The sequence below is a fragment of the Streptomyces sp. NPDC088116 genome (genome assembly GCF_044741745.1).
In the GTDB taxonomy this organism is placed as follows: Bacteria; Actinomycetota; Actinomycetes; order Streptomycetales; family Streptomycetaceae; genus Streptomyces.
The window spans coordinates 74,634-100,458 of sequence record NZ_JBIUTF010000005.1 but is presented as its reverse complement, the minus strand read 5'-3'; the positions used below and the strand labels follow the sequence as shown (position 1 = coordinate 100,458).

Annotated in this window: 20 protein-coding genes; 16 read left to right on the top strand and 4 right to left on the bottom strand. The window is 67.3% G+C overall.

Features of this window, described 5'->3' with window-relative positions; all coding sequences use genetic code 11:
- The first annotated feature begins 16 nt into the window (after window positions 1-16).
- Window positions 17-1,870, top strand: a complete 1,854-nt coding sequence (locus ACIOJD_RS20965) for a TIR domain-containing protein (protein ID WP_401915758.1) — start codon at window positions 17-19, stop codon at window positions 1,868-1,870.
- 48 nt (window positions 1,871-1,918) lie between these two features.
- On the top strand, window positions 1,919-2,071 hold the full coding sequence (locus ACIOJD_RS20960) for a hypothetical protein (protein WP_401915754.1): 153 nt from the start codon (window positions 1,919-1,921) through the stop codon (window positions 2,069-2,071).
- 298 nt (window positions 2,072-2,369) lie between these two features.
- Here the strand turns inward: ACIOJD_RS20960 and ACIOJD_RS20955 are convergent, their stop codons facing one another.
- Together ACIOJD_RS20955 and ACIOJD_RS20950 are read right to left on the bottom strand one after the other, a co-directional pair.
- Window positions 2,370-2,834, bottom strand: a complete 465-nt coding sequence (locus ACIOJD_RS20955) for a hypothetical protein (RefSeq protein ID WP_401915752.1) — start codon at window positions 2,832-2,834, stop codon at window positions 2,370-2,372.
- Between the two features lie 149 nt (window positions 2,835-2,983).
- Window positions 2,984-3,358, bottom strand: coding sequence for a hypothetical protein (locus ACIOJD_RS20950; RefSeq protein WP_401915749.1), 375 nt, complete (start codon window positions 3,356-3,358; stop codon window positions 2,984-2,986).
- A 405-nt stretch (window positions 3,359-3,763) separates the two neighbouring features.
- Between ACIOJD_RS20950 and ACIOJD_RS20945 the strand changes: the two genes are divergently transcribed.
- From ACIOJD_RS20945 to ACIOJD_RS20925, 5 genes are all read left to right on the top strand, one after another.
- Window positions 3,764-5,023: a hypothetical protein gene (locus ACIOJD_RS20945; protein WP_401915746.1), complete on the top strand. Its 1,260-nt coding sequence runs from the start codon at window positions 3,764-3,766 to the stop codon at window positions 5,021-5,023.
- Window positions 5,024-5,669: 646 nt separating this feature from the next.
- On the top strand, window positions 5,670-6,938 hold the full coding sequence (locus tag ACIOJD_RS20940) for a helix-turn-helix domain-containing protein (RefSeq protein WP_401915744.1): 1,269 nt from the start codon (window positions 5,670-5,672) through the stop codon (window positions 6,936-6,938).
- 54 nt (window positions 6,939-6,992) lie between these two features.
- Window positions 6,993-8,243: a hypothetical protein gene (locus tag ACIOJD_RS20935; protein WP_401915742.1), complete on the top strand. Its 1,251-nt coding sequence runs from the start codon at window positions 6,993-6,995 to the stop codon at window positions 8,241-8,243.
- Entirely contained in the window at window positions 8,240-11,569 is a 3,330-nt protein-coding gene (locus tag ACIOJD_RS20930) for a hypothetical protein (RefSeq protein ID WP_401915740.1), read from the top strand. Before ACIOJD_RS20935 ends, ACIOJD_RS20930 begins: the two co-directional genes overlap by 4 nt.
- A gap of 24 nt (window positions 11,570-11,593) precedes the next feature.
- A complete protein-coding gene (locus ACIOJD_RS20925) occupies window positions 11,594-14,443 on the top strand; it encodes an RNaseH domain-containing protein (RefSeq protein WP_401915738.1) in 2,850 nt (949 codons plus the stop codon).
- 338 nt (window positions 14,444-14,781) lie between these two features.
- On the opposite strand, the gene ACIOJD_RS20920 is transcribed toward ACIOJD_RS20925, so the two are convergent.
- Together ACIOJD_RS20920 and ACIOJD_RS20915 are read right to left on the bottom strand one after the other, a co-directional pair.
- Window positions 14,782-15,270: an NUDIX hydrolase gene (locus tag ACIOJD_RS20920; RefSeq protein WP_215101922.1), complete on the bottom strand. Its 489-nt coding sequence runs from the start codon at window positions 15,268-15,270 to the stop codon at window positions 14,782-14,784.
- Between the two features lie 44 nt (window positions 15,271-15,314).
- Window positions 15,315-16,544: a helix-turn-helix domain-containing protein gene (locus ACIOJD_RS20915; RefSeq protein ID WP_401915736.1), complete on the bottom strand. Its 1,230-nt coding sequence runs from the start codon at window positions 16,542-16,544 to the stop codon at window positions 15,315-15,317.
- Between the two features lie 184 nt (window positions 16,545-16,728).
- On the opposite strand from ACIOJD_RS20915, the gene ACIOJD_RS20910 reads away from it, so the two are divergent.
- The 9 genes from ACIOJD_RS20910 to tyrS all read left to right on the top strand — a co-directional run bounded on the left by ACIOJD_RS20910 (window position 16,729) and on the right by tyrS (window position 25,779).
- A complete protein-coding gene (locus tag ACIOJD_RS20910; protein ID WP_401915733.1) occupies window positions 16,729-17,445 on the top strand; it encodes an HAD family hydrolase in 717 nt (238 codons plus the stop codon).
- Window positions 17,442-18,443 carry a zinc-binding dehydrogenase gene (locus ACIOJD_RS20905; RefSeq protein WP_401915730.1) on the top strand — a complete coding sequence of 334 codons (1,002 nt, stop codon included), beginning with the start codon at window positions 17,442-17,444 and terminating at the stop codon, window positions 18,441-18,443. Before ACIOJD_RS20910 ends, ACIOJD_RS20905 begins: the two co-directional genes overlap by 4 nt.
- Window positions 18,444-18,471: 28 nt before the next feature.
- The gene (locus ACIOJD_RS20900; RefSeq protein WP_401915727.1) at window positions 18,472-19,623 is read left to right on the top strand and encodes a hypothetical protein; all 1,152 of its coding nucleotides are present in this window, start codon (window positions 18,472-18,474) and stop codon (window positions 19,621-19,623) included.
- Window positions 19,617-20,537: a radical SAM protein gene (locus tag ACIOJD_RS20895; RefSeq protein WP_401915724.1), complete on the top strand. Its 921-nt coding sequence runs from the start codon at window positions 19,617-19,619 to the stop codon at window positions 20,535-20,537. The genes ACIOJD_RS20900 and ACIOJD_RS20895 overlap by 7 nt, the downstream gene beginning before the upstream one ends.
- Entirely contained in the window at window positions 20,534-21,550 is a 1,017-nt protein-coding gene (locus ACIOJD_RS20890; RefSeq protein ID WP_401915721.1) for a hypothetical protein, read from the top strand. Before ACIOJD_RS20895 ends, ACIOJD_RS20890 begins: the two co-directional genes overlap by 4 nt.
- Before the next feature lie 16 nt (window positions 21,551-21,566).
- Window positions 21,567-22,268, top strand: coding sequence for a class I SAM-dependent methyltransferase (locus tag ACIOJD_RS20885; protein WP_401915719.1), 702 nt, complete (start codon window positions 21,567-21,569; stop codon window positions 22,266-22,268).
- Window positions 22,265-23,359, top strand: coding sequence for a hypothetical protein (locus ACIOJD_RS20880; protein ID WP_401915716.1), 1,095 nt, complete (start codon window positions 22,265-22,267; stop codon window positions 23,357-23,359). Before ACIOJD_RS20885 ends, ACIOJD_RS20880 begins: the two co-directional genes overlap by 4 nt.
- Window positions 23,356-24,297 carry a glycosyltransferase family 2 protein gene (locus ACIOJD_RS20875; protein ID WP_215101902.1) on the top strand — a complete coding sequence of 314 codons (942 nt, stop codon included), beginning with the start codon at window positions 23,356-23,358 and terminating at the stop codon, window positions 24,295-24,297. The genes ACIOJD_RS20880 and ACIOJD_RS20875 overlap by 4 nt, the downstream gene beginning before the upstream one ends.
- A 75-nt stretch (window positions 24,298-24,372) precedes the next feature.
- The gene (tyrS, locus tag ACIOJD_RS20870) at window positions 24,373-25,779 is read left to right on the top strand and encodes a tyrosine--tRNA ligase (protein WP_401915713.1); all 1,407 of its coding nucleotides are present in this window, start codon (window positions 24,373-24,375) and stop codon (window positions 25,777-25,779) included.
- The last annotated feature ends 46 nt before the right edge of the window (window positions 25,780-25,825 follow it).

Below are 25,825 nucleotides of genomic sequence, written 5' to 3'. Positions count from 1 at the left end.
AGTAGGGTATGACACCGTGTGGGACGTCTTCCTCAGCTACAGCCGTCAAGACGCCGGGCACGTCCGTCGGCTCCACGAGGAGCTCGTCGCGGCCGGGCTGAAGGTGTTCACGGACGAGTCCGCGGTCGCCGGGTTCGCCGGCATCAGCGAGACCATCCGCCGAGCGCTCGCCGGGTCCCGTGTCCTGCTGGCGTACTACTCCACCGGCTACCCCGAGCGCCCGGCCTGCCAATGGGAGCTGACCGCCGCGTTCCTCGCGGGACTCGGCGAGGGCGATCCGCGCCGCCGAGTCCTGGTGGTCAACCCCGAGCCGGACACCGCGCACATCCACCCTGTGGAGCTGCGCGACACCCGGCACGGCGAACCGGAGACTCTCGTCCCGGACATCCTCGCCCATCTTCGGCAGGTACCCGGCCCCATGCGGCTGGGCTCCGTGCCCCCGCGTGTGCACGGCGAACTGCCCGCCACCGTAGGAGAGTTCACCGGCAGGCTGCCCGAACTATGGCGCCTGCACAGCGCCCTGCACGTCCAGGAGGCACCCCTCGTCACGGGCCGCACCTCGGCCCGGCCTGTGCAGCTGCGCGGCATGCCGGGCATCGGCAAAACCCGGCTCGCACGGGAGTACGCGCTGCGGTTCGGCGCCGCGTTCCCCGGCGGCGTGCACTGGGCACGCGCCGACGCGCCGCAGCCGCCGCAGACACTCGACGGCCCCTGTCTGTACGTCGTGGACGACGTGCCCCACGGCCTGCCACCCCGCGCCGTCACGGCGCTCACCGCCCCCCACCCCCTGGTCCGCACCCTGCTGATCACCCGCAGTCGCGCCTACGGGGGATACGGCGAACACCTCGACCTGGAACCGCTCCCCGAATTGGCCGCCGCCGTCCTCGCGGGCGCCCCCGAGATCGCCGATGCCGCCGCCGGGCACCCTGGGGCACTCGGACTGCTCGGCCGTGCGGTGGGCGCCGGCCAGGATCCCGCGGCCCTGGCCAGTCGGCTGTACGAACCGGGCCGTTCCCTGCTCGACGTCCTCGCCGGCGAGGAGCTCACGGTCGACCACGTGCGCGACGCCCTGACCGCACCCGCCGAGGCCCAGGACGTGCTGCGCTGCGCACTCGCCCTGTCCCCCCTGCCGGTCACTGCCGAGACCGCGGCCACCGTTCTCGCCGTGACCGATCGGCTGCCGCGCGCCGTAGCCCTGCGCCGCGCGAGTGCCGGTCTGGCCGAGCTGACCGCCCGCGGACTGCTCACCCCTGTCCCGCATTGCCTGCACCCGGTCACGGCCCATTCCTGGCTCCACCACGAAGACGACTCGGCCCGCGCTGAGAAACTGCGCCGTGCGGTTCTCTCCAGCCTCGGAGCCACGGCCGCTACGCTGGATGCTCCCGGACTCCCGGTTCCCGGCGTACGGAAGGAGAGCATGCCGATGACGGTCAGCGAGGCCGAGCGGATGGCCGCCTTCGACCTGCAGGTCGAGCTGGTGAGCCGCATCGGCGTACAGCAGCTCCCGGACGGCAGCGGCAGCCTGCGTGAGGCGCTCACCTCCCTGAACAGCCTGTTCCCGTTCACCCGCGACACGCTGCACCGCTACAGCATCGGCCTGGAACCGAGCACGGCCCCCTCCGTCCAGTCGGTGGCGGACCACCTCCTGAACGAGGTCCTCCGCCCCTTCATGACCCGCTGGCACCCCCTCCTCAATGCTTGGGAGGCCCACCGCCCGCCTCACACCAGCCCGCTGGACCACGAGGGCGCCTGGGATCACGTTGATACGTTCCGCATGGACCTGAACGCCTTGCAGGAGCCGCTCCGGGTGGCGACGGCTTCGCTGGCGGCGATCTCCGGGGCGGAGTTCGGGATCTCGGCCGAGGTCTGAGCGGTCCCCAGGGCCGGTTGCGCAACGACGGCCCGGATCCCTGCCTGGGTGATTGCTTCCAACTCCGCTCGTCAGCAGGGCAAGGACGCCGCCGCACCCGCTCCGCTGTTCTCGGCCGCTCCGAGCAAAGGGCTTTTCGACGGAAGTGACTTGGGCGAGGACTCCATCCGTAAACCGGAGCAGCCCAAGCGGTACGACTGAGACCACTAACGTTGAAGGGCCCCACCGCGAACGGTGGGGCCCTTCAACGTTAGTGCCCGGTGAGACACTGGCGGAGGATACGAGATTCGAACTCGTGAGGGGTTGCCCCCAACACGCTTTCCAAATGTTCGTCTGGGGGTCCGGTGGTGTGCGGGAACGTTCTGACCTGCGGGGCAGCACTGTCAGGTGGCAACGCTGAACGGTGCCGTACGACGGTGAACGCAACCGAAACTGCAACCACGGAACGGAGTCTTGCGGCGCGTCTACTGACCGCTGTGGCTCGCGCTCTCCGACCGGGTCAGGCGGCTGCGGCTGGGGCGTCGACAGTCACCCCGTAGGCGCGGTCCTCGCCGAACAATCCCAGCACTTCGTCGTAGACGCCTTCCGGGTCATCGGTGTCCAGGATCAGCATCGCTACCACGTCGAGGGCATGGTCGATTTTGCCTTCGGAGTCCTTCTTGGCCCGATCGATCAACCGCAGATTGCGGGCTGCCTCCGGCCTGGCGTCGGTGAAGGCAGCAGGTAATTCGTCGAGGGCGTCGGTCAGGTCCCAGCCCTGAGGAATGAAGTAGGTCGCTCGCGCCGGGTCCTGGCCGCGTGCTCTCACCGTGGGACACGTGATCCGCGGCCCATCGATGATCTCTACGTCCAGGAGTAGCTTCGAGGCTGCGTGGTACAAGGCCGCCAGAGTCGGGTCGTGATCTTCGAGGACCACTTCGGAGATGATCTCGCCCTCGCTGGAGGAGAGCACACGGATGAGCATGGTTGCTGCGTCGAGGGAGATTCGTTCGGGATCATAGGCGGCTATACAGCTTTGTCCCTCACGGCGCAGCGTGATAGCCGTTGATTGTGCCGAATCTCCTCGGTGCACGCGGAGTGAAACGCCAGAGAGGCGCCTACGCGTCAGAAGCGTCATACCGATACGTCCGCTCGTTGCCAGTTCCGCCCGAGAGCGTCACGGTGGTGGTCGCTGTGGCCATGCTGTTGGGTGCACGGCAGACGGTCGTGCCAGGTCTCGTCGGCATCCGGCTGGCCGTCCGTTCGATCACCGGTGAGGGCGTCGCGGCTCGGGCGTCGTTCCAGGCATTCGGACCCGACGACGCTGGTGAGGGCGGCGCGCAGCGGGCTGGGTTCGACGTGGCTGCGTTCGCGGACGATCTCTGCCATGTGCTTGGGGATGAGCTGTAGGACCAGCTGGATCGCGGCCTGCGGGTTGTCAGCCCCCTGGCAGACGGCTGTCAGGTCGCTGGCCACCTTCGCGATGACCACTTTCCCTATCGGAGTCACCTGGCCGTCCTTGACGACGAGGGTATGTGGAGGGAGCGCGTCGAGGTCGATATCGGCGCGAGATATGCGCGTTCCTCGTGGCACCGTTGTGGATTCTTCCGGGGCTATGAAGGGCTTGATCGTTCTTCTCCTCGGTCAGCGGCGGCAATCCCAGCGCCGGCTCCAGGCCGACGCTGGCTGTCCTGTCTTCCTAGCGGCCCGCCGAGAAACGGGGCCAGGTATCTCCACTCGTTCGAGAGACATGGGCCCAAGGGCGCCACACGGCAGTGCGATTTGTGGCACCCTCGGCTGGCAACTGCCCGGCCGGATTCTGCTGGCTGGCCTCGCTCAACCCAGCGTCGGCAAAGGTAGTTCGGGCCCAGGCGCACTCTGTTGCGTGTGAGCGGTCGCTCCTATCGTGTGTTGATGGCCAATGGCGTGTGGCACACCCAGTACGACATTGAGATCAACCTGACGCGGCCCGATCTAGGGGCCGACGGCTACCCCGGATTGCTCGAAGAGATCATGACGAGCGTCTCCGAGCGGAACCCGCAACTGCTGGAGTGCCTCGCGCACAGAGCAGGGAAGCCGTGTGCATCCGAGACCGGTGGCAAATCGCCGTGGATGTTCATCCGGCGCGCTCGTGTCGGGGGGCGTTACCCCTTGGTCGCCGCCCACCTGCCGATCACACACAAGCCGACACCGGCGGAAAGTGACCAGCACAAGGCCACCAAGGAGCGGATCGTCCAAGCTGCCGTTCAGTTCGGACTGTCCGCCGACGCCGAGGTGGGGTTACCCAGTCGGCGTGGCGTCACTGACGTGATGGTCACGGGGCCCGCCGGCGTCCGGATCGGTTGGGAGATCCAGTACTCCCCACTCAGTCCCAGCAGCGTCCACCGGCGATCGGTCATCGCGATGGAGCACGACATCACGCCGCTGTGGGTCGCGAAGGACGACCGGGCGGCCCTCATCGACCGGGCGCCTTGGGCCAGGGTCGACGACATGTCCTGGAAAATGATCGCCGCCGGTAGCGAGATGATCATCCGTGGTGGCTACCGGCACCTTCAGGTCTGGCGCTGCCTGTCGAGTAGCGCGTTGCACTGCCCCGACACCGAGGGGGCAGGCCATTGCGGCGCGATTCACGCCGAGTGGTTTCTTCCCGCGCTCTGCGATCCGCCCAAGCCTTCCGTCCGGATCGAGGACCTCATTCTCACCAGTGCGACCGGGGACAGCGTGCCGGTCTTCGTGCCGAGCAGGGGTGGCGGCCGGGTGGGTCGCCACATGTGGGTTCCCCGCGCCGACTGCGGGACCTGGCGGGAGCTGACCGGCCAGTGGGATCCCTTACCCAAGGCACAGGAGCCTGAGGCAGATGGCGAGATTACCTTCTCCGAGCAGGAGGTCGACTGGACCTGCCGTGCAGGAGAAGAAGGCTGGTTCAAGAGCGACGTCCGACCAGTCAGGGATTTGGGACAGCCCACGGGCGGGTTCACCCTCGCCCGCATGCCCGCTCAGCGCCAGCGCCGCAGCACCTGGATCACTGCGGTGGAGCGGACCGCGGCAGCGGCGGCCCTCGGTTGCCCGCCGTGGGAGGTTGGTCCGTGTCTCCAGTGCTCCCAGCTGATGCGCCGCTACGGTCGCAACGCAGCGATGGCGTGTAATGCTTGCCGGACCGAAGCCTGCCCGTAGATCCCAAGGGGGCGTAGCGCGGGAACTGCAACCCAAACAGAGCCGCAAGCAAAACCAAACTGCAGCCCTCCCGCACCCTGGTTGAACCCTCCCGGCGTTGGCCTCCCGGCCGATCCAGCAGCGCGGTACCCGGCGACGGTAGGAGGCCCTCTGGCCGCCCTGCCGGACTTGCCGAGCGCACTCGGCCCGATCGGATCGGGAAGTGCTGTTCAGGCGATGATGCTCCGGCGGGCAGATCGTATCGAGTTCGGGCCGTGGACGAGGCGGATCCGACGGTCAGGATGACCGCGCTCACGCCCTGCAACGTCATTGTGCCGGAGAACTGCAGGCCGAGGACGTAGCCGGTGGGGCCGTGCGGACTAAGGGACGCCAAGCGCTCTTGCTGGACGAGGCTCGCGCTCAAAGCCGACCGAGGCCATGGCCACGGCTGCTGCGGTCACGGGCGAGCCGGGGTGCAGGGCGATGAACAACGGGCGACGCCTACGGCTGCTTGGAACGGCGGTCGAGGTCGGTAGTAGTCGTGAATATGGCAGTCGTCTGTCTGCCGGTTGCGTAGGTAGTGCGATACACATTTCCGAAGCCGCTGGTGGACGTCATCCTTCTGGTTGGAACGGTGCCATTGCAATGAAGTCTTCATGCGACTTCCATGGAAGGCATGCCATCGCCGTTGCGCACAGTCGATCCGGTACGTCTGGTGGCTCGACGCGTCGAGCTGGGACTCTCCCGCGCCGCCCTAGCCGCCCAAGCTGGCGTTTCAACTCGAATGATCTTCTTCTACGAGGAGGGTCGTCACACCCCCACCTCACGGCGCCTGGAGCAGTTGGCGACCGCGCTCAGATGCAAAGTAGAGGAGCTCACCGGTGCCCCGCGCGGTCAGGAGACGCTGGTCGATCTCAGGTACGCCGCAGGGCTGACCTTGGAGCGCGTCGCCGAACTGCTCAAGACCACGCCAGCGGGGAGGGAGCTGAGCGTGTCCGCGCCGAAGGTCTCCGCGCTGGAGAGCGGGGGGCAGGTCACTGGGCGACTCTGGCAGGACCCCGAGGCGACGGGGCGCCTAATCGGCCCCCTGGCTAGGGCGTACGGCGTTCCGGTGCGCATGGTCCTTGACGCATGGCTGCGAACCAGGCCGGAAGATCCTGCTCCTGTGTTGTCGGACAAAGCCAAGCAGGCACCTTCGAGGGCGGCGCTGGCAACATGGGATGCGTTGAACGAGCGTCAGCAGGTCTACCTAGGAGAGGTCATGCGGGACGACCGGATGACCGCGACCGAGATGTGGATGCGGCGGCTTCAGCGGCTGCCCGTGCCCAAGGCCGCCGAGTGGCGCCGATTGCCCCTGGCCCTGAGGGCCGCACCGTCCGTTGCCGGATACACCCGGTTGCAGGAGCGGCTTCGCCAGCGTGGCGTTCACGATCCCGGTGTGGGTTCGACGGTGCACGCTCTAGAGCGGCGGGGGCTGTTGGTGGTCAGTGAGGATTCCGTTGACCACCCGGCTGTTGGGGAGGTTGGACGCGTGCTGGTGGAGATCACCAGGCGCGGCCGGGCTGCCGCCCGTGCTGGGCTTGGTGAACCGCGCGAGCCGGATCCTGCGCCCCACCTGCTTTCGGAGTGGCTATGGGGCGTCGTTGCCCGTGTTGCTTCCGCAGAGCCTGCTGGCCTGGCGGACGACCAACTAGCTGGCCGCTCACTGTTCTTCATTGGAGTGGGCTACCGGGGCAGGTCCGGAGCACAGCCGAGTCGTGGCTTCGTGGACTCCGTCCCGGTCATGGCACCGGGAGGGACACATGTCTCGGAGTACCGCTGGCGGCTGACCCAGCTCGGCCTACGCCATGTAGCGGAGTACCTGCACGTCTACCGAGACCTCTATCCCAGAGTCAATACCACAGAACTCGAAGCAATCACGGGTAACGCGCCGTAGTTCGCGTCTTTTCTCATTGGGTGGCCCGATTGTCAGAGGCGCCACTTACGCTCCATGACTGTGACGAGTTCAACGGAGAACAGCACGCGCGAACTTGGCGATGTCCGGGTTCGCTACCTGGTAACCCGGGCCGCCCTGCGCGCGGCAAAGGCTGTGACTGAGCCCGGACTTGAGCCGCAACAGCGGCTAGCAACCCTGATGGAGTGCCACGGAACGCTGCATGCGGCGCGCGGCCCGGGGATTCCTCTGTCGTTCGGGGAGTTCCGCCACGCGCTCGCGGGGAATTTGGCTGCCCTGCTGCCCGACGGTGTGGATCCGCTGGACTTGGAAGGGATGCTGGTCGTCGACCGGGATGGACAGGTGACGGAGGACGCCTTCGATCTCGATCTTGAGCAGCAGATGCTGCTGCACACGCTGCGGAAGCTCGACACGACCGCGGGAGTGGTGAGCGACAGGGAGCTTCAGTCGGAGATCGACCAGGAGACCGCGTTCACGCTGCTGTACAAGCAGGGTGACCAGGCCGTCTATGAAGCCGGGCGGTCGGACCTGATTCGTTCTCCTTCCGGTGCCGTGGACGACCTCTGCGAACTACGGCTGCCCCCGTTGGTCGCGGACTTCTACCGGGAGATTCCCTACAACTCACAGTTCGAGGGTTGGTGGTTCCCGTGCCCGGTATGCCGGTGGCCGATGCGGATCGTCCTACGCAAGAACAGCGGCGCCCTGGTAGGAGCAGTCCGTTGCTGGCACGCTCCGCACGCGGACATGGGGGCCTCCTACCTGTTTCGGCCGACCACGAATACCAGTGCCCCCGAGTTGCTTCCTGAACCGTCGCCGGCGCGGCCGAGTGGCCGTGAGGCAGTCCTGTATCCGGACCTTGGGGACATCCCGCTGGCTGTGCCCGTCGCCGGGCACAAGGCCGTCAGCCGGGGGATTTGGCGGTACACGACCGTTCCCGGACTCCCTGAACTTTGGCTGTACGACCGGCTGGTCGATCGCGGCCTCAAAGTGAAGCTGTGGCCAGGACTTGATGCCTACGATCTGCTGGTCGAGGCCGGGCCCAAGCGGGCCAAGAAGGTGCCGTTCAAGGTTGACGTGAAGGACTACACCTCAGCGGCGACGCTGGCCAAGCTGATCCATGCCCAGGACGGCGACCGCGGCGGTGCCGAGTGGCTGGTGGTGCCCGACTACCGGGCCCGCCAGGTCCCGCTGCTGTCGGGGGTGTGCGAAAAGTACAGCATGCGGGTGGCGGCGGCCTCCGAATTCGGCGAGATGGTCTGCGAGAAGGCTGGAGTGAGCTGGACATGAGTGATGTGCCGATCGCAGAGACCGCTGTCTACACGGCGCTGGCCCTCGCGGCCCACTACTTTCCCAAGTCTGTCGACGGAGACTCCCGCACTGCGGCCCCGTTCGCCGAGGCGGCATCCCTGGTCTCGGGGAAATACCGGGCTTGGGACCGGTGGAAGGAACTGCCTCACGACGAGAGGCAGCGCATCGCCATGGTCTGCTCCATCGCCCCCGGCGAACTCGCCGACGTCCGCACATTCTCGGTAGCGGCGCGCACCCTGTTGTCGCCGCTCACCGTGGACGGAACCAGCAGCGTCCCGGTGATGGGCCCCTTCGAGCTCGTGGGCACTGACCCCTTCACGGCGGATTCCGCGTTCCCCAGGCTCGGCGGTGATCCTTTGGGCTACGTCGACCGCATGACCAGCCGGTTCCGACGCCCCAGTGCCCGCCCCAAGCCTCCGGAGTTCGCTGGACCGGGGACGTGGCTTACCCGGGAGATCTTCGTCAAGAATGTGGGCCAGGTCCACGGGCGGCTGCAGATCCCCACCTACCCCCAGTTCACCGAGGCGCTCGGCCACGACAGTCTGCCCAGCGTCTCGACCGTGCCGTACCAGGCCGACTTGCGTATCCCCACGCCGGAACTGCTGCGCTTGGCAGAAGAGATCGACCTACGCTTCCCGGAGGGCAAACGCTACCTGCACAGCACTCTCAGGCAGCTGTTCAAGGTCCTGAAGACCTCGGACACGGTGTCCCCCGAGGAGGCTCTGTCGCTGACTGCCGGCGGCATGGAGATCTTCAACGCACCCACCGGTACCGGCAAGAGTGTCCTGGTCCGCGTGATGGCTGCGTGGTTCGCTGCCAACGCCCTGCGCATCGCCATCGTCCTGCCGGATATCAAGGCATGTCTGGCCATGACCTGGAATGTGCGCGAAGACCTGGATCACCTGCACCGTTCCGGGATCATCGAGCAGAAGCGTACGTGCGCGCACCTGATGTCGTCCTCCGGGATGCACGACCGCGCTCTCAAGCTCGCCTCGCTGATCAACGAGTCTGTGGACGCGCCGGGCGAGTGGGGCGAACGAGCCGAACGTGACGTCGATCCCCTGGCATACGGATGTGCCCAGAGGACGTTCCTCGAATCCACCGGCGACTACCCGCCCGGACGCGAACCGTGCCTGTCGCTGCACCGACAGGGCGTCGGGTCGGCAGCCTGCCCCTGGATCCCCACCTGCGGGAAGTTCACCCCCGTCTACGAGGCGGCCACCGCCAACGTCGTCATCATGAACCACTACGTCTTCATGCAAGGCCACCTGAAGATCGGCATCAACCTGGACGGCCGACCCGTTCGCAGCATGACCGCAGCCGAGTTCGCCTTGCGGACCTGCCACGCGGTGGCGATCGACGAGGTCGACCAGTTCCAGTCCCGAGCCGTGGACAAGTGTGCCAGTGAGATCGTCTTGCACTCACGCCGACACTGGTCGGCAGCGCCCCAGGAGATGGACACCGACGCCAAGCGGCTGCGTATCGACGACGAGCACAGCTTGCTACCTGCCGTCAGCCATGTCCGGCTCATGGCCGAGTTCCTGCTGCTGAGCATCTGCAAGAACGCTCTCAGCCTGCACGCCACCGAGGACGACCGCGCCCAGGCACGCATCCCCGACCAGACCAGCACTCGCTGGCACCTAGCCCGCGGACGGGACCGCACTCTCCTGCGGCTGCTGTGGCCGGAAACCGCAGCGGAGGACAGGGCAGACATCCCCGTCGAGTACTTCCAGCGGCTCAACGCGCTCATGCCCGCCCGCTACCAGCGCCTCGACCCGCTCAGCGGGCAGCCGAGCCTGCTTGAACCCGACTGGCACGAGGTCAGGAGCGAGCTCAGCGCGTTGGTGGCGCCCCGTGGCGAACACCTGCTGGATGCAGTCAAGCTCGAACTCCACCGACTCCTCGCGGACGCCGTCAAGGACCCTCACCAGCGGACACAGGCGATCAACCTGCTGGTCACCAGAACCGCAATGATCGAGCTGGACGAGGCGCTCTCGGCTCTCCAGGAGAAGGCCCACGACTACCGCTCCTCCGGTCTGCGCTCGGCCCAGAGGATCTCGAATGACCTGCAGTCCGGCGCCGTCGCCTCCGTTCTGCCACTCGGCATGCTGGGCCGAGCGATCACTGGCTACCGCGTCACCGGTCTGGACGATAAAGAGAAGAACGCCGCCCTGGTCGCCCAGACCATCGCCGGCGACCCGCACACCTTCACCGCCGAACTGGGCGGCATCGTCTCGCTCATCCTGGCCGGCGTCGAGCGGCCGGTGATCGGGCTGTCTGCGACCGCATACTTCCCCCAAGCGGTACGTGAACACCTGCACGCCCCGGTGCGCTGGTGGATGACCGACGCCCAGGCCAAGTCCATCCGGGCCCGTAAGCACCGGATCGACTACGGCGAGGGCCACCCTCTCTTCGGTGACCCCATCAAGGTCTCGGGCACCCACCCCAGCCGTAAGAAGGACGCACTCATCGAGCTGGGCAGCAACCTCTACGACCAGTACATCCACCGCGAGCTCGAACGCACCGCCGTCAAGGACCCGGACCGGGCACACGTCCTGGTTGTCGCCAACTCCTACGAGCAGTGCGCCTGGCTCGCCCGCGGCATCGCCCGGGCCGGGCGCTACGACGGAGGGCTCTGCCTGGCGGTCAGGGCCGAAGACCTCCACAGCCCCAACCCCGAGCTACCGCGGGAGAACGTGGCCGTACGGCTGACCGCCGAGGAGTTCGAGGACTTCCCCCGGCACGGGAAGATCCTGGTCGTGCCGTTGTCGCTGATCGCCCGAGGACTCAACATCGTCAAGGGCACCCGCTCAGCGGTCCGCTCCGTCTACCTGTGCGTGCGCCCCCTCGCCCTGCTCAACGACCCCGCCGAGATGTACGGCAGCATCAACGCCGCTGGACTGCGAGCCCTGCCGACGGGCGGCAGCCCGCTACCCTCACAGGCCCTGGCTGAGGCCAGGGACGCCGCCTGGGACCGTCTCGCGCTTCTACTACGTACCGCTCCCCAGTTCACGGCAATGCACAAATCCCTCCAGGAGGAAATCGTCGCTGGCATGATTGTCGACCTCATCCAGCTTGCTGGCCGCGCCCGCCGCGGCGGCACCGAAGCCGTTCTGCACATGGTCGACTACGCCTTCCACGAGGACACCTGGAGTGCCGACCTGGAAACCGTCCTCAAGCGCATCCACTCCCAATGGACACCGCAGGTACGGCAGCGCATGAACGACCTGTACGGGGAGGCACTCAACGCCTTCCTCTCCTACGCCGGCATCGAACCCCACGACACCGGCCTCCAGGGCAACTGAGCGAGCAGAGACGGAAGAGGACACGTGACCCAGCAGGACCGTGAACCCGGCAAGTACCTGAACACCCTCGCCTTCCGCTGCACCCCGGAACTGGTCGGCGACGCCGCAGTCCACGTGCGCCACTTCGACGAGGCGACCTGGAAGCTCTGGGACGACTTCGACAGGCTCTGCAAGAAGAAGTTCAGGAACGACGCGGCCCAGGCCCCCTACTCCATCGCCACCACCGTCCTCAACATGACCAGTGGCGGCTACGTCTACTTCGAACCCGACCGCCGCGCCCCGTTCCTCGCCTCCCTCCAACCCCTCGACGACAAGCTGCTCCGCCGTGTGTTCACCCTCGCCTATCACCTCGCCCTGGGCCAGGACGTCAGCACCATCGACCTCACCGCTCCTCCCGAGCTCGCCAAGCGGTTCGCTGGCACCCCCGAACACACGTACTCGCTAGCCGCGTACCTCCAGACCACGAAGAACACTCAGCCCACGGCCCCCAACTGGCTTTACCGCACAGTTGCCTGGCAGCTCTCCCAACAGCTCGCCACCGAGCCCTGGGCCATCTCCGACAGCCGGACCGTCAAGCTGCGGCCCGACACCACCGGCGGCCTGGTCGCCTTCGACGACCCCTGGACGAACGAGCAGGGCGGTCGCTACGCCCTCTCCCGAACGGCCCTCAACCTGAAGACGCTGCCCAACGTCGCGAACCCCGTACTGCTGCTGACATCACGGGTAACCCGGATCTCCTCCTCCCTGGTCTTCTCCAACACCGCCCTCGCTGAGCAGCCCGGCGAGAACCACCCGCTCCTTGAGGTCACCCTCAACGGCCGCGGCGGTGCTCGCACGATCAACCGCCTTGCGCTGCAGGCCCTTGGCCGCCTGGAGATGGACTATTCAGTCCTGCGCGCTATCGATGAGCGGTCGCAGGCGGAGCAGAAGCTGCTCGCCGAGGCGGCAAAGGCAAAAGCGGAGGGAAAGGAGCCGCCCCGCTTCCCCAGCGAGCACCCCGGCCAGGTGTGGCCCATCCTGCCGAAGAATTTCTCCTTCCCCGTCGGCACCGGTCCCGGCATGCAGCACCTGCGGCTCCTGCACCAGCACTTCACCACGGTCTTCGACACCGATGCCGTGCCGCTGGAGGCACGTGAGGTACGGATGAGCCTGCCGCACCGGCCGACGGACCCCGAGAACATCTCGAAGACGGAATACCTCCGCCGCAAGGCTGAGCGCGAGGCACATCCGGAGCCGAAGACACTGGGTCCGATCCGCAAGCGCGGCACCCTTTTCCCCACGCCGGAAGCCATCTTCGCCTCAGTCGAGGCCGCAGGCTTCAAGAAACTGCGCATCGTCTGCCTCTGGTACCAGGACGACACCCGGCTCCGGATGCTTGACACCTTCTGCAAGAGCTTCGACCTCAACCCCGAAGGGCTCGATCGGGGGAACGGTCAGGAACTCCGGCTGCACGGCGACCAGATCGTCGCGGAGTTCCACCGCGCCCCCGACTTCCTCAAGCCTGGCCCCTCCGGCGGACGCAGGGACGCACTGGCAGCCACCGGTGCACCGATCCGCTCCCAGAACGGGGTGCTTGTCGCGGCATGGTGTGAGACCGAGATTCCCACGTCGGCCGTGGCTGAGGAGTATGCGGGGATCAGTTTGGACGATCTCGACGCCAAGCCGCAGACCAGGAACATCTTCGGAGACCTCGGCGTCCCCAGCCAGTACCTCCGCGGCCAAGACGAGAAGGGTGTCGTCTTCAAGCCCAAGGCCAAGGATCACCCAGCAGAGATGGCCCTTCTCGACCTCTACCGGTCACTCGGCATCGTCGACGACCGCATTGCGGATGCCCTACGGCCGGAGAAGGCGGGTTACCCGGTCGACCGCATCGCACACGTCGGCATCCACATACGGCAGCAGAACCGGCGCAAGGGGGAGTTCGGCCAGCCCAAGGTCGTCATCACTGCGTCCGCTCTCGTGCCTCCGCAAGCCACCGGTGGCACCTGGACCATGCTCGGGTGGAGCTCTACCCGGCCCGAGTGGCAGCCTTACCACTTCGCCCAGCCGGCCTTCCACGCCAGCGCCTACCCGGAGGGAACGGGCGACAAGAAGACGTACCGGCAGCGCTGGGACGACGCGGCCGAGACCGTCGAACGCGCCCTCGCTGACCTTGCCGACGAACTCGACGGCACTCCGTACGTGGTCACCGTGGACGAGTTGGCCTCCCGACGGATGTGGGACGGGCTGCAGAACATGCGACAGGGAGGCTCGCCAGGTGACGGCAACAGCCGCTACTGGCTCCCCGGCACCACGCTGGACCGCGATGACAGGCCGCAGGCCGTCATCCGCATCAACATCGAAAGCGAAGAAGTACCGCAGCCGGTGAGCACCACCCGTTTTGTCAAGGCCAAGGACAGCGAGCCGGTGGAGCAGGACACGGCGACCACGCTCTACCAGGTCACCACGGACTTCGGCGCACCTGCATGGATCCTCTGCAACGTTCCGCGAGCCTTCGACGGGGACGGGGCGGGCCGGCTGGGCTCGAAGTACACGCGTTGGGATGCCAAGGCATCCGTCTTCTCCGACAAGAAGGAGGAGCGCCGTAAGGGAGAGATGCCGCAGAACTGGTACTCCATGACGGCCAGCGAAATTTATCCGCTCGCCTGCGCTGCTGGGGTGTCCGAGGAAGCCCTCGCCATCACCACGGCGAAGCTCTGCCACCAGAGTCAGTTCTGGGACGGCCGCTCCCGTTTCCCTGTCCCTCTGCACGCCGCGAAGCAGATGGACCTTGACCACCCGCAGTATCGACGCACGGCCGCGCCTGAGGAGAAGCTGAGCCTGGAACTCGGTATCGAGGACGTTACTGCTGAGGGAACCGAGGAGCAGAAGTAATAGGGCTTGCAGGGGGGCGACTTTACCGAGTTCCGCAATACCGCCCTCCTGCGGAACCGTCCCGGCGTACCTGTACTACTTCTCCGGCCTTCACCTATGTGCTGCCCGTGATCTGGATCCGCAGCCTCGGACCAGCATGATCTGCACAATTGCGTGGTCCATCACCAGACGCTGCAGACCATGCTGGCCGCTCAAATCGGCGACCCGGCCTCCGCCGGGCCGTATGGCGGGTACCGATCAGCTCGGACTCCGTCGAGTCGCCCAAGCCATGGAGCAGGGGGAGCGGGCACGGTCCACTGTGCTCCACAAGCCGGTCGTATTGGAGGGCGTTCGCGTCTCTACTGGGTGCTGTCAACTCCCGGGAACGCCCCGTGCTCCAGATACACCGTCTCGCCGCGCTGCCGCGCCTGGACGGCCTGCCCGATCCGGCGGGCCAGGCGCGGGATGGTCAGCTTCGCGATCTCGGAGACCGGGTGGAAGGCGACCGCCCGGATCTCGCCGTCCTTGAACACGACACGGTTCAAGGTGGCCTGGTCCAGGACTCCACCGTCGAACAGGTAAAGGATCTTGTCGCCCTCCGCTTCCGAGGGAGCCCAGTCCATCGCGAGGAGCCGCCCGATCGGCGGGGCGATGTCGAGTTCTTCCCGCACTTCGCGGACGCACGTCTGGAGCGGTGACTCTCCCTGCTCGACGTATCCGCCAGGGATATCGCGGTAGTCCTTGTAGGTCGGCTCGACCAGCAGCACGTGTCCGGCCTCGTCGAAGAACAGGGCGCCGGCCGCCAAGAGGGGTGTGGCCTTGCCGGCCAGGAATTCGCTGCGGTCCATGCGGGGCACCCTATCCGTGACGCAGTCGACCGCAGCCGATGCCTTCAGGCCACGACGTGGAGCCGTCGGGCGAGCGCGGTGAGATTGCCGTGAGGCCGACCTCGAGAGTTGCGTATCCAGCGGAGGACCAGTTCCCGGCTCATGGTGTGGTGACGGATCTGCTCGGGTGCGAGAGACTCCGCCTGGAGCAGAACCTCCAGGGCTTCGTCGCCCCGGTTGCGGGCCGCGAGGGCTCGGGCGATTTCGAGATGGTGGCGCACCTGCCGCTCGACGGGGAGGCCGCTGGTGTCCACGCGCTGTCCGAGGTCGGCTGCGATCTGGTGGTCACCGAGCTCGCCGGCAGTGGCCACCGTGTGAATAGCGACATTGGTGGGGCCGAACGCGGTCCAGAGCGCATTGCTGTCCGCCCCGAGGCGCTGAGCGGCCTGATCGGCCCGGCCGAGGATGTCACGTACGGCGTTCCGGTCTCCGGCGCGGGCTGCTGCCATCGCGCCAGCCAGATGCAGCGCGCCGTATACGGCCACCTGCTCTCCGGAAGACTCCGAATCCGTCGGCCGCAGCAGTGTCTCGGCGTCCTCCAGTAGGTTCAGAGCGGCGTCGAACCGGCCGGTCGAGGTGAGGCAGTGCATTACGGACCTCAGCAGCGACCCGGTCACTGCGAGGTCACCGCTCTGCTGGGCGGCGGCGAGTCCTCGGTCCGCGGCCATCCAGGCGAGTTCTGCTTCGCCCACCTTCCCCAGTACTTGGGCGGTGGCCTGGTACGCGAGCGCCAAGAGCCGCTGGGCCTCGTCGCGTTTTGCGCCATGGTGGGCGCGGGTGGCGGCAAGCGCGGACGCGAGCAGCTCGGGGAGCCGGTCGGCGACCCACGCGTACCGCGCCGCCTGGTAGCCGTCCATTGCGGCGGATATGTCCCGGCGAAGTTCCACGAGTCCGATCGGCTCGCCCTCCTGTCGGCCAGCAGTGAACAGAGAGGTGAGCGTGCGGTAGTCCATGAGGACCGCACGCAGGTCGGGCAGGGCGTGCCGACCGGTGTCGGTACCCCAGTTCACGAGCGTCGGCTCGCCCAGTAAGTCGCCGACCGTCACTCCGAGGGCGCCGGCCAGGGTCTGGATCACGGAGAGCCGGTCGAGTTCGATGCGGTTGTTCTCCGCCTTGCTCAGCCAGTCCGTGGTCCTGCCCACGAGCCCGGCCAGTACGTCCTGGGACAGCCCGCGGCGCCGTCGGTACCACGCGACGCGCTCGCCGATGGTCAAGGTGTCGCTGATTCCGCGCATGGCCAGATCCTCTCCGTCCTTGCCCGGACGACCCCGGAAGAATTTTCCAGGGTGCGCGCCCAGAACGCTTCTACGGTCACACCACCCAGGCCAACCCGTCGTCGATTCGGCGGAAACGACGGACCGGCCGACGCGATGACCGGGAGGCAACGTGCCCACCGCACCCCGCACAAGGAACGACCGAGTGGAACGCACCCTTGCCGTGGAGTACGAGTGCGAGGCTGTGATCTTCGATCTGTTCGGCACGCTCGTGCCGGCTCCCAGCGATGCCGAACGCAGCTCGGCGGTGCGCGAGTTCGCCGCAGCGATGGAGGTCGGCGCCAGCATCGTCGCCTCGGCCCTGGGAGCCAGTTGGCGTGTACGCCACGACGGCCGACTCTCATCGGTCGAAAAAGTCGCCGCGTACCTGGTATCGCGGTGTGGTGCGGCCGAGAGCCACGTGAACGACGTGGAGACGACGCTGCGGCGCTTGGCCTTGGCCCGATTACGGGCTGACCGCTCCGTATTTCTGGTTCTGGACACGTTGCGGCGTGCCGGAGTCCGGTTGGCACTCCTCAGCGACGCCTCTCCCGAGATCGCCGAATGCTGGGGTAGGACGCCTCTGGCGTCCTACTTCCCCACCGCGGTGTTCTCTTGCGAGGAAGGCGCGATCAAGCCGGATCCCGGACTCTTCGCACGAGCGCTGGAACAGCTCGGCGTCCCGGCTCACCGCAGCCTCTACTGCGGGGACGGAGGCGGCGACGAGCTGACGGGCGCGCGGAAGGCCGGAATTCGTGCGCTGCGCGTTGAGCGGCGGGGCGGCCCGGCCGGGCTCGCCTTCGGTGAGAGGCCCTGGCACGGAGAATCTGTGGCTTCAGTGGAGGCCGTGCCCGCCGTGTTGACCGCGAGGCGGGGCCGATGACCCCGGCACACGCCTGGGCCGTGCGCGGCGGCTCGTTGCGTCTCACGGCTGCTCCGAGTCCCACCGACACCGAAGACACCACGTTGATCCACGTCCGTTACTCAGGGATCTGCGGAAGCGACATCGCCAAGCTGTGCCCGTCATGGCGCGGCCCGGTGCCGAGGCCGTGGTTCCCGGGACACGAGATCGTCGGCACCGTTGCCCGCACAGTCGACTGGGTCTGTGTGGACCCGCTGATCGGATGCCGATCGTGTCCCGCATGCACGGACGGACACGTGCATCTCTGTCACGGTCTGCAGCGTGTCGGCTGGGATCTGCCGGGCGGGTTCGCCGAAGCGGTCCGCGTGCCGTCCTCCAGCATCGTGCGGCTCCCCGCCTTGGCCGACCCGGCGCACGGGGTTTTGGCCGATGCCATGGCGGTGGCCCTGCACGGGGTGCGCTGTGGCCTCCCCATGCGACCGGGCCGCCTCGGCGTCATCGGGACCGGCGCCATAGCCGTGTGCACCGCTGTCTGTGCCGTTCAGGCCGGGTGGGAGGTCCACCTTGCCGCTCGGTCCGCCGAGCGTCGCGACCGACTGCACCAGGCTCTCGGTGACGTACCCGTTGCCGTGCACCAGGGCATGTTGCCGCCATGCGAGGCCGTGGTGGACGCGGCATCCGGGCAGGATGACGCCCCGCTGCGTCAGGCCGTGTCCTGCGTTCGGGACGGCGGCACCGTCGTCGTCCAAAGCGCCTACGCACCGCAGGTCACGCTGTCCCTGCCGCTTCGTGACGTTTTCCGCCGCTCGATTACTGTCCGCGGCTCGTACTCCTACTGCCGTGCGAAGGGCCGCGACGACTTCCGCGACGCCCTGACCCTCCTTACTTACGGCGGTAGTTGGGCCGACTTACTCACCAAGGATCGCTACCCGCTTCTCGATCTGCCGCAGGCACTCGCCGATCTCCGCGGCACGGACAGACACCGGCCGCTGAAGGCCCTGCTCACCGTCGACTCCTGACCGGTCAGACCTGAATGGAGCGCTCACCGTGGCTTTGCAGATCCCACCACTGGTCCACAAGATCAATTCCCCTGCCGACATCGACCCCCACGACGTCCATGGCGGCATCCTCGGCATCCTCGGCCTTCCCGACGGCCACACGCGGGACGTGATGCTGGGAAGCGTCCTGACCGGTCTTCTCTTACGGGGCCCGAGAATCGCCGAAGTCGAAGCCGCCGTCCAGGCCGCCACCTGCCTGGACCGGGACGGCTGGGACTACTGCCGGCCGGCCGCAGGTGTGCGATTCGTGGGCTACACCGGTAGTGGAAAGAAGACCTTCAAGACCCTCAATCTCAGCTCCGCCGCGGCTTTCGTCGCCGCTACCGGCGGCGCTCACATCGCCAAGCTCGGCTCGCGCAGTGCTTCGTCGAAGACAGGCTCGCGGGACTTCATCGACCTGGTGGGCGCAAGCTGTGACGCGGTGCCGCACGATGAAATGGTCGGCATCGCCACCGAGTGCGGGTTCGGCTTCTTCTCCATCGAGCACCGGGTGCCCGAGTTCGACCGTCGATACGGCGGCCGGTTCCAAGCCGTGCACGCGCTCAGTCTGGCCTTTCCCGCTCTGCTCAGCCCAGCCGTCTGCTCTTCCTACGTCTACGGGCTCTCGCACCCCGCAGTCGACGTCTCCGCTCAGCTCCTCACCCGTATCGGGCTGGCGGACGTGACCGTCGTCAACTCGTCCGTCGACGGTGCCCTGCAGGTGGACGAGCTGCTGCCCGGCGCCACGGTGCGCACCAGCCGCATCCGAGACGGGCTCGGCGATTCGTCCCTGCCCCGGGAGGTGCGCCTCGCCGCAGCGGCCATGCCCAGGGACCTGCGCTCCATCGCCCAGCGGCCCGATCCGCAGGCGAACGTGGCCGCCGCCGTCAGTGTTCTGGCGGGCCATGGCAGCTCGTCGGCCCGCAACGCCGTAGCCCTCAACGCGGCTCTGCTCATGGTGGCCGGTCAAGCCGCCCCCACCCTCCGAGCTGGACTCGCCACAGCGCAAGCCATCCTGCGCACGGACGCGGCCTTCGGCACCCTGCGGTGCTTCATCAGGCTCACCGGCGGCTCCCCGGACGTGCTTGAGGGACTTCTACCGACGGCCGCATACGGAGCCGCCTCCGCCCGGACGTCACGCAAGGAGGAGATCCCGTGCTGACCCGCGACGAGCTGGGCATCGTCCACCTGGTGCTCAACACCGACTGCAATGCGTGGGACCTGGCCCCGGCCACCGCGTCCCCTGGCGTGTGCCGCTTCTGCTACCGCGAGCGGAACCGGGTCACCACCACCCCTGCGGTCATCGCCCAGGTGATCGACCGCATCCGAGCCGAGTCCTCTGCGCACCGCATCGTCTTCACCGGCGGAGACCCGGTCATGCCGTACGACAACCACCTTGAGCCCGCCCTCCAGCACGCGCACGGCAGCGGCTTCGACACGAACCTGCACACCAACGGCCTTCTCCTCAAGGACCGCTACCCCGGCCTGCGCGAGAACGTCACGGTGTACTCCCTGGCCATCGACGGCCCTGACGCGGAGAGCGCCGACTGGTTCCGCGGTCAGGGCTACTTCGACCGCTTCCAGGCCAACACGGCCATGCTCATCGCCGACCATCGGCGTTTGGCCTTCAACACCTTCACCACAGCTGCCTCTCTCGCCGAACTCCCGCGACTCGCCGAGAAAATCGTCGACTGCGCCCAGGCCACCCCGGTCGAGTACTGGTTGATCTCCCAATACAGGCCGATCGGGCGGGCGAATTCCCGCAAGGCCGGGATCTACGGATTCAGTCGCGAGGAATTCGTCCAGGCGGTGAACGGCGTACGCGATGTCGTTCCGGATCTGCCGGTCTATGCGCAGCCCACCCGCGAGCCGGACGACGCCTATCCCTTCCGCGTCTGGGTCCTGGGCGACGGCACGGTCACCGCCGACCTCGGCAGCGTGGCCGCGCCCCGCAACACCGAGCTCGGCAACCTCCTGGACGACGGCTTCGAGTCCCTCGTCCGCCATGCCTTCGCCCTTCGCGAGGGCGATCCCTTCCGCACGGCGCCAATCACACCCGAGGAGACGTCCGCATGAAGTTCGACACGGCCTATTACGACAACGTCATCGACCAGCACCGGTACGAGCGCCTCGGCCTGGGAACCATCGACTTCGCTCTGGCGGGGATGAGCCCGGACGACCTCCGCACCAAGTGGATGTGTCACACCGGCGCCCTCGACTTTGCCGAGGCCGTGGCGGCTGGCAAGCCCGCCATCGTCACCACGGGCGTCGGCCTCGGCGGGCCGCCGCACGCTGGCACCCTCTTCCAGCTCCTGCGCGCCGTCAAACTCCAGCAGCAGGGCCTCGATGTGCAGATCGTGCTCGGCGACCTGGACTCGTACAACGCCCGACGTACACCGCTGGACAAGGTGCGCCGCACCGCCGACCAGTACGAGGAGTTCATCCGCCGTCTCGGCTTCGACGAACAGCGCGGCGTGCTGCGTCGCCAGGAGGGCCACACTAATGTCCTGGCCACAGCCTTCCTCCTCTCCCGCCACCTGGACGACGAGGACTTCCAATGGGCCGAGGAGGACCTCTCCGGTCTCTACCGCAATCACGGTGTCTTCGACGGCCTCACCTACGGCATGAAGCAGGCCACGCTCCTCATGGCCGCCGACTTCGTCCAGCTGTTGACCGAGGGCCGGCACGTCCTGGTCTCGCTCGGCGTCGACGAGCACAAGTACGTGGCGCTCGCACGACGCGGGGCCGCACGTTGGGGCCTGCCCGCAGACCAGCTGTCCGGCATCTACACCAAGATGATCCCCGGCCTCGGGGGACTGCCGAAGATGAGCAAGAGCATCCCCGGATCCGGCCTCGACGCATCGATGCCCGCCGACGACATCCGGGCCCTGGTCTCTGGCGACCGCGACACATCCGGAGAGGACGAGGGCTCGGCTCTGCTCCAGATGTACGCCTGCCTGCCCGAGGTGGACGGCGCCTCTTACGACCGCGCCACCGCGGTCCGCAGGACCGGCTCCCGCGAGTGGCGGGTACTGCGCGAGGAACTCGTCGAACGCCTGATCACCCTCTTCGCCCACTGGCCGAAGTGACGGACGGAGCCCTGACATGCCTACCGCACCTGTGCTCTCCACTCTCCCGCTCGGCGACGCCGCCTCGTACTTCATACGGGCCGGGTACCGCAGCCGCGACAGCGTGGAGTACTTCACCGACAAGACCGACGAGGCCACGGTCTGGCAGCCCGACGTCTACCCCTACGCTGCCGCCCGCGCCGCGCAGCTCGGCTGCGACGCTCTGATCGACATCGGATGCGGCCGTGCCGGCAAGCTCGCGGCCCTTGCCTCCACGCACCCCGACTGGTCCTTCGTCGGGGTCGACGTCGGCGACAACCTCCGCTGGTGCCGCGCCAACCATCCCTTCGGCGAGTGGATCGAGGCGGATTTGGAGACTACCCGAGCGCTCCCCCTCGCCCCCGCAGTCATCAAGCGTTCCCTCGTGGTCTGCTCCGATGTGGTGGAACACGTACTCGACCCTCGCCCACTCCTGGCCCTGGTACGCGGACTGCTCGCCGCCGGAAGCTCCGCTGCGGTCTTCTCCACCCCGGCGCGCGAGTTCCGCAGCGGATACGAAACGCCCGGCCCTCCCCGGAACCCCAGCCATGTCCGCGAGTGGGCCGGCGACGAGTTCCAGGCGCTGCTCCGCGCCTCCGGGTTCGAGATCCACTACGTGGGGCTGACCCGCAGTGACGACGTGTCCAACGGGCTTTCCACGCAGCTGGTCGTCGTCGGCCTCGGGAGGGGGGACTTGTGACCACGACCGTCTCGCCCAGCCGAGGGCTGCGCGTCGTCCATGTCCCGGCCCGCACCCCGTACGCGCGCAAGCTGCACGGACTCGATTTCCACATTCTCAACGGCACCGCGATCAGCTCCGGCGCCGTCGTTCCCACAGCTGTGACCGCTACGTGGCTCCTCGCCCACGCTCCGCTCACCTGGCTCGACGTGCTCCACCTCCACCACATCGACATCGAGGAGACGGCTGTTCTGGAACGTCTCCTCGACGCCTGCGCGGAATCCGGAGTCCGCGTCGTCTTCACCGCCCACGACACTCAGTCCATGCACGGCGACGAATCCGCATTCACCGAACGGCTCCGGCTCCTCCTCAGCGCGGATGTCGACTGGGTCTTCCTCACGGAGAGTTCCCGCAGAGAGATGGCCGGCCTCCTCGGCACTACCTCGCCGGCGACCGTCATTCCTCACGGCTACGTCGTACCTCCGGAGGCGCTCCGTGGCCGGGAGCGCGAGCAGGTCGTCACGTCTGCTCGCTTCCTCATGTTCGGCGCCTCGCGCCCGAGCCGCGACCAACTCTCGCCCGTCGTCAACTGGAGTCTCGGAGTCACCGACCCCGGCAGCACCCTCCGGTTGCTCCTGCGCGCCTTCAGCCCCGCCGACTTCATCCCGGGCAGCCCCGTGCCCCTCCTCCTGGAGACGGCTCGCCACGATCCACGCATCCGGCTGTCCATGCGCCCCTACCCCACGGACGACGAAGTCACCGACGCGGGCCTCGCCTCGGACGTACTCCTGCTCCCCTACCTCTGGGGGAGCCACTCCGGACAGCTGGAGCTTGCCTTCGACCTGAACCTGCTCCCTGTGTGCTCGCGCACCGGCCATCTGCCCGAGCAGTACCGGCAGCACGGGCAACTGGTCACCGAACCGGAATGGGTCGACTGGACGACCGGCCACCCGAACCTCTTCGGCGAACGCTTCCTCGCGGCGGTCGAGAACGCCCGTTCCCGCACGGGCTCTGATGCCCGGCGCCTCGACCGCACCTTCCTGGAGCACCGCGATCAGGAACACAAGGCGATCCTTGCCGCCTACGCCGGGGTCTACGGAGGTGCCCGATGACCACCCCACCCCGGATCTCGTGCGTCATCCTGTGCCACGACTACGGCCGCTACCTCGCCCGTGCCATCACCAGTTGCCTCGACCAGGAACCTGGCGACTATCTCCTGCAGGAGATCATCGTCATCGACGACGGTTCCACCGACGAGACAGCGGAAGTGTGCCGTCGCTACCGAGATTCCGTCCGGGTCGTCCGCCGCGACTCCCGAGGGTTCGGCCCCACCCTGACTGACGCCTTCCTCCTCGCCGAAGGCGACTGGGTAGCCCCGCTCGACGCCGATGACTGGTTCCACCCCGCCAAGCTCCGTGCTTGCGCTGAAGCGATCACCGGCGAACGGCTCTTCATCGAGCACTGGGAGTACGTCGTCGACGCGGCCGGCCGCCCCCTCGTCACCGATCCCCATCCCGGCGGAAACACCAGCACCCTGCTCGTGCATCGGGAGGCTGCTCTTACGCTGCTGCCCGTCGTCAACGAGATCTTCTTCCACGCCCTGCGTCACGCGGGTCACGGCTGCGTCCTCCCCGTGCCCCTGGTCCACTACCGCGTCCACGCGCACAACATGACCGACCGCCATACCCCCGGGGTCTCCCAGCGCTATCGGGCCGACGTTTGTACCGCACTCGCCATCCGACTGCGCACTATGGCCGCGGAGCCCCCGGCCTGGACCACCGCCAGCGTCCTGCGCCGGATGGCCCACCACTTCCATGCCCAAGCTGCCGGACACCGCGTCGAGGCGTACGTACAGACCGGGCAGCGTCACGCCTGCTGGCGCCCGCTCGCCGCCATGCTGGCCGGCACCATCCGATCTTGCGCACCGCCACGCCCCTGGCTGAGGGCGATCGCCAGCGCGGTGACCGGCCATCCGCAAGCGCCACTCCGAGAACTCGATAACAGCGGAGCCGGAGACACCGAAAGTGATCATTCAAATACGAGGACATGACCAGCGGTGATAAAATTGCCGCTTCCCCTTCTTACTGGCCCCGCCAGTGATCCAATCCAGGAGCGAACAGGCATCATGAGCCGCCTCAGCGAGTCCGTTACCCGCGCCATGCAGATCCTCTCTGGATCGGACCTGGCCGCGGACTATACGGTCGCCCGGCTCCTGGAAGAGACATATACGCGGCGCTCCCTGGACCTGTCGGACCTCTCCCCCCAGGAGCAGGCCGCTCTCGTCGAAGGCCGCGCCATCAACGTGATCCCGTCGGCTTCCACCCTCGCCGACAAGATCACGGCTGCGCAGTCCGCAGGCCGGCCGTTCATCGTGAAGTACGGCATCGACCCGACCTCGCCGGATGTGCACCTCGGCCACTCGGTGCCCATCATCATCGCGAGCCGGTTCCAGCGCATGGGGCATCACGTCGTGTTCATCATCGGCGACGTCACCGCGAAGATCGGCGACCCGTCCGGACGCTCCTCCGATCGTCCGCCGCTCACCGACTCCGACATCGCGGCAAACCTCTCCGGCTACCAGGCTCAGGTCACCCCGTTCATCGACTTCGAACGAGCCGACCTGCGCTTCAACGGCGAGTGGCTCAACAAGGTCAGCCTCCCCGAGCTGGTCGAGATCCTCGCCCGCGTGCCAGTCTCCATGTCCCTCCAGCGGGAGGACTTCCGCAGTCGGCTCGCCGCCGGCGACGGCCTTTCGGTCGCGGAGTTCGTCTACTCCGTGGTCATGGCACTGGATTCGGTCGCCATCACCGCCGACGTTGAACTCGGCGGCGTCGACCAGCTCCTCAACCTTCAGATGTGCCGCAAGGTCATGGAGATCAGGGAGCAAACCCCTGAGGTCGTCATCACCACGCCCCTCATCGAGGGCACCGACGGCACCGGTTCCAAGATGAGCAAGTCCAAGGGCAACTACGTGGGCCTCTCCGCCGCCCCGGACGAGGTCTACGGTCGTCTGATGTCCATCCCGGACCACGTCACCGAGTCCTACCTCAAGTTGCTCACGGAGTGGACGGACGACGAGATCCAGCTGGTCTCCAAGCGGCTGGTGGACGGCACCGCGCACCCCATGGCCGTCAAGCGCATCCTCGCCAGCGAGGTCGTGGCGGCCCTCCACGGTCTGGAGGCCGCTGAGGCAGCCCGTGCGGAGTTCACCGCCCGCTTCTCCAAGCGCTCGTTCGGTGACACGCAGAACCTCCCGGGTGTCTCTCTCAAGGAGCACGCCGAGACCACGCTGGGCCAGCTGATCAGTCAGGTGCTGGACTTCGCACCCAGCTCTTCTGCCGTCCGCCGCATCGCCAAGCAGAACGGCCTTCGCCTGATCAGCGAGACCAGCAGTGGCGACCAGCGCACCACGACGCTCACTGAAGCCGCGGTACAACAGACCCTCGCTGCCGTGCTCGCCGAGGTCGACAGCAGCGAGGGCGCTGACCTGTACCTCAAGGTGGGCCGGAAGGTCGCCCGGGTCGACAGCTGAGGTCAGAGAACGGCGGCGCCCACTCGTAGTGGGCGCCGCCGTTGCC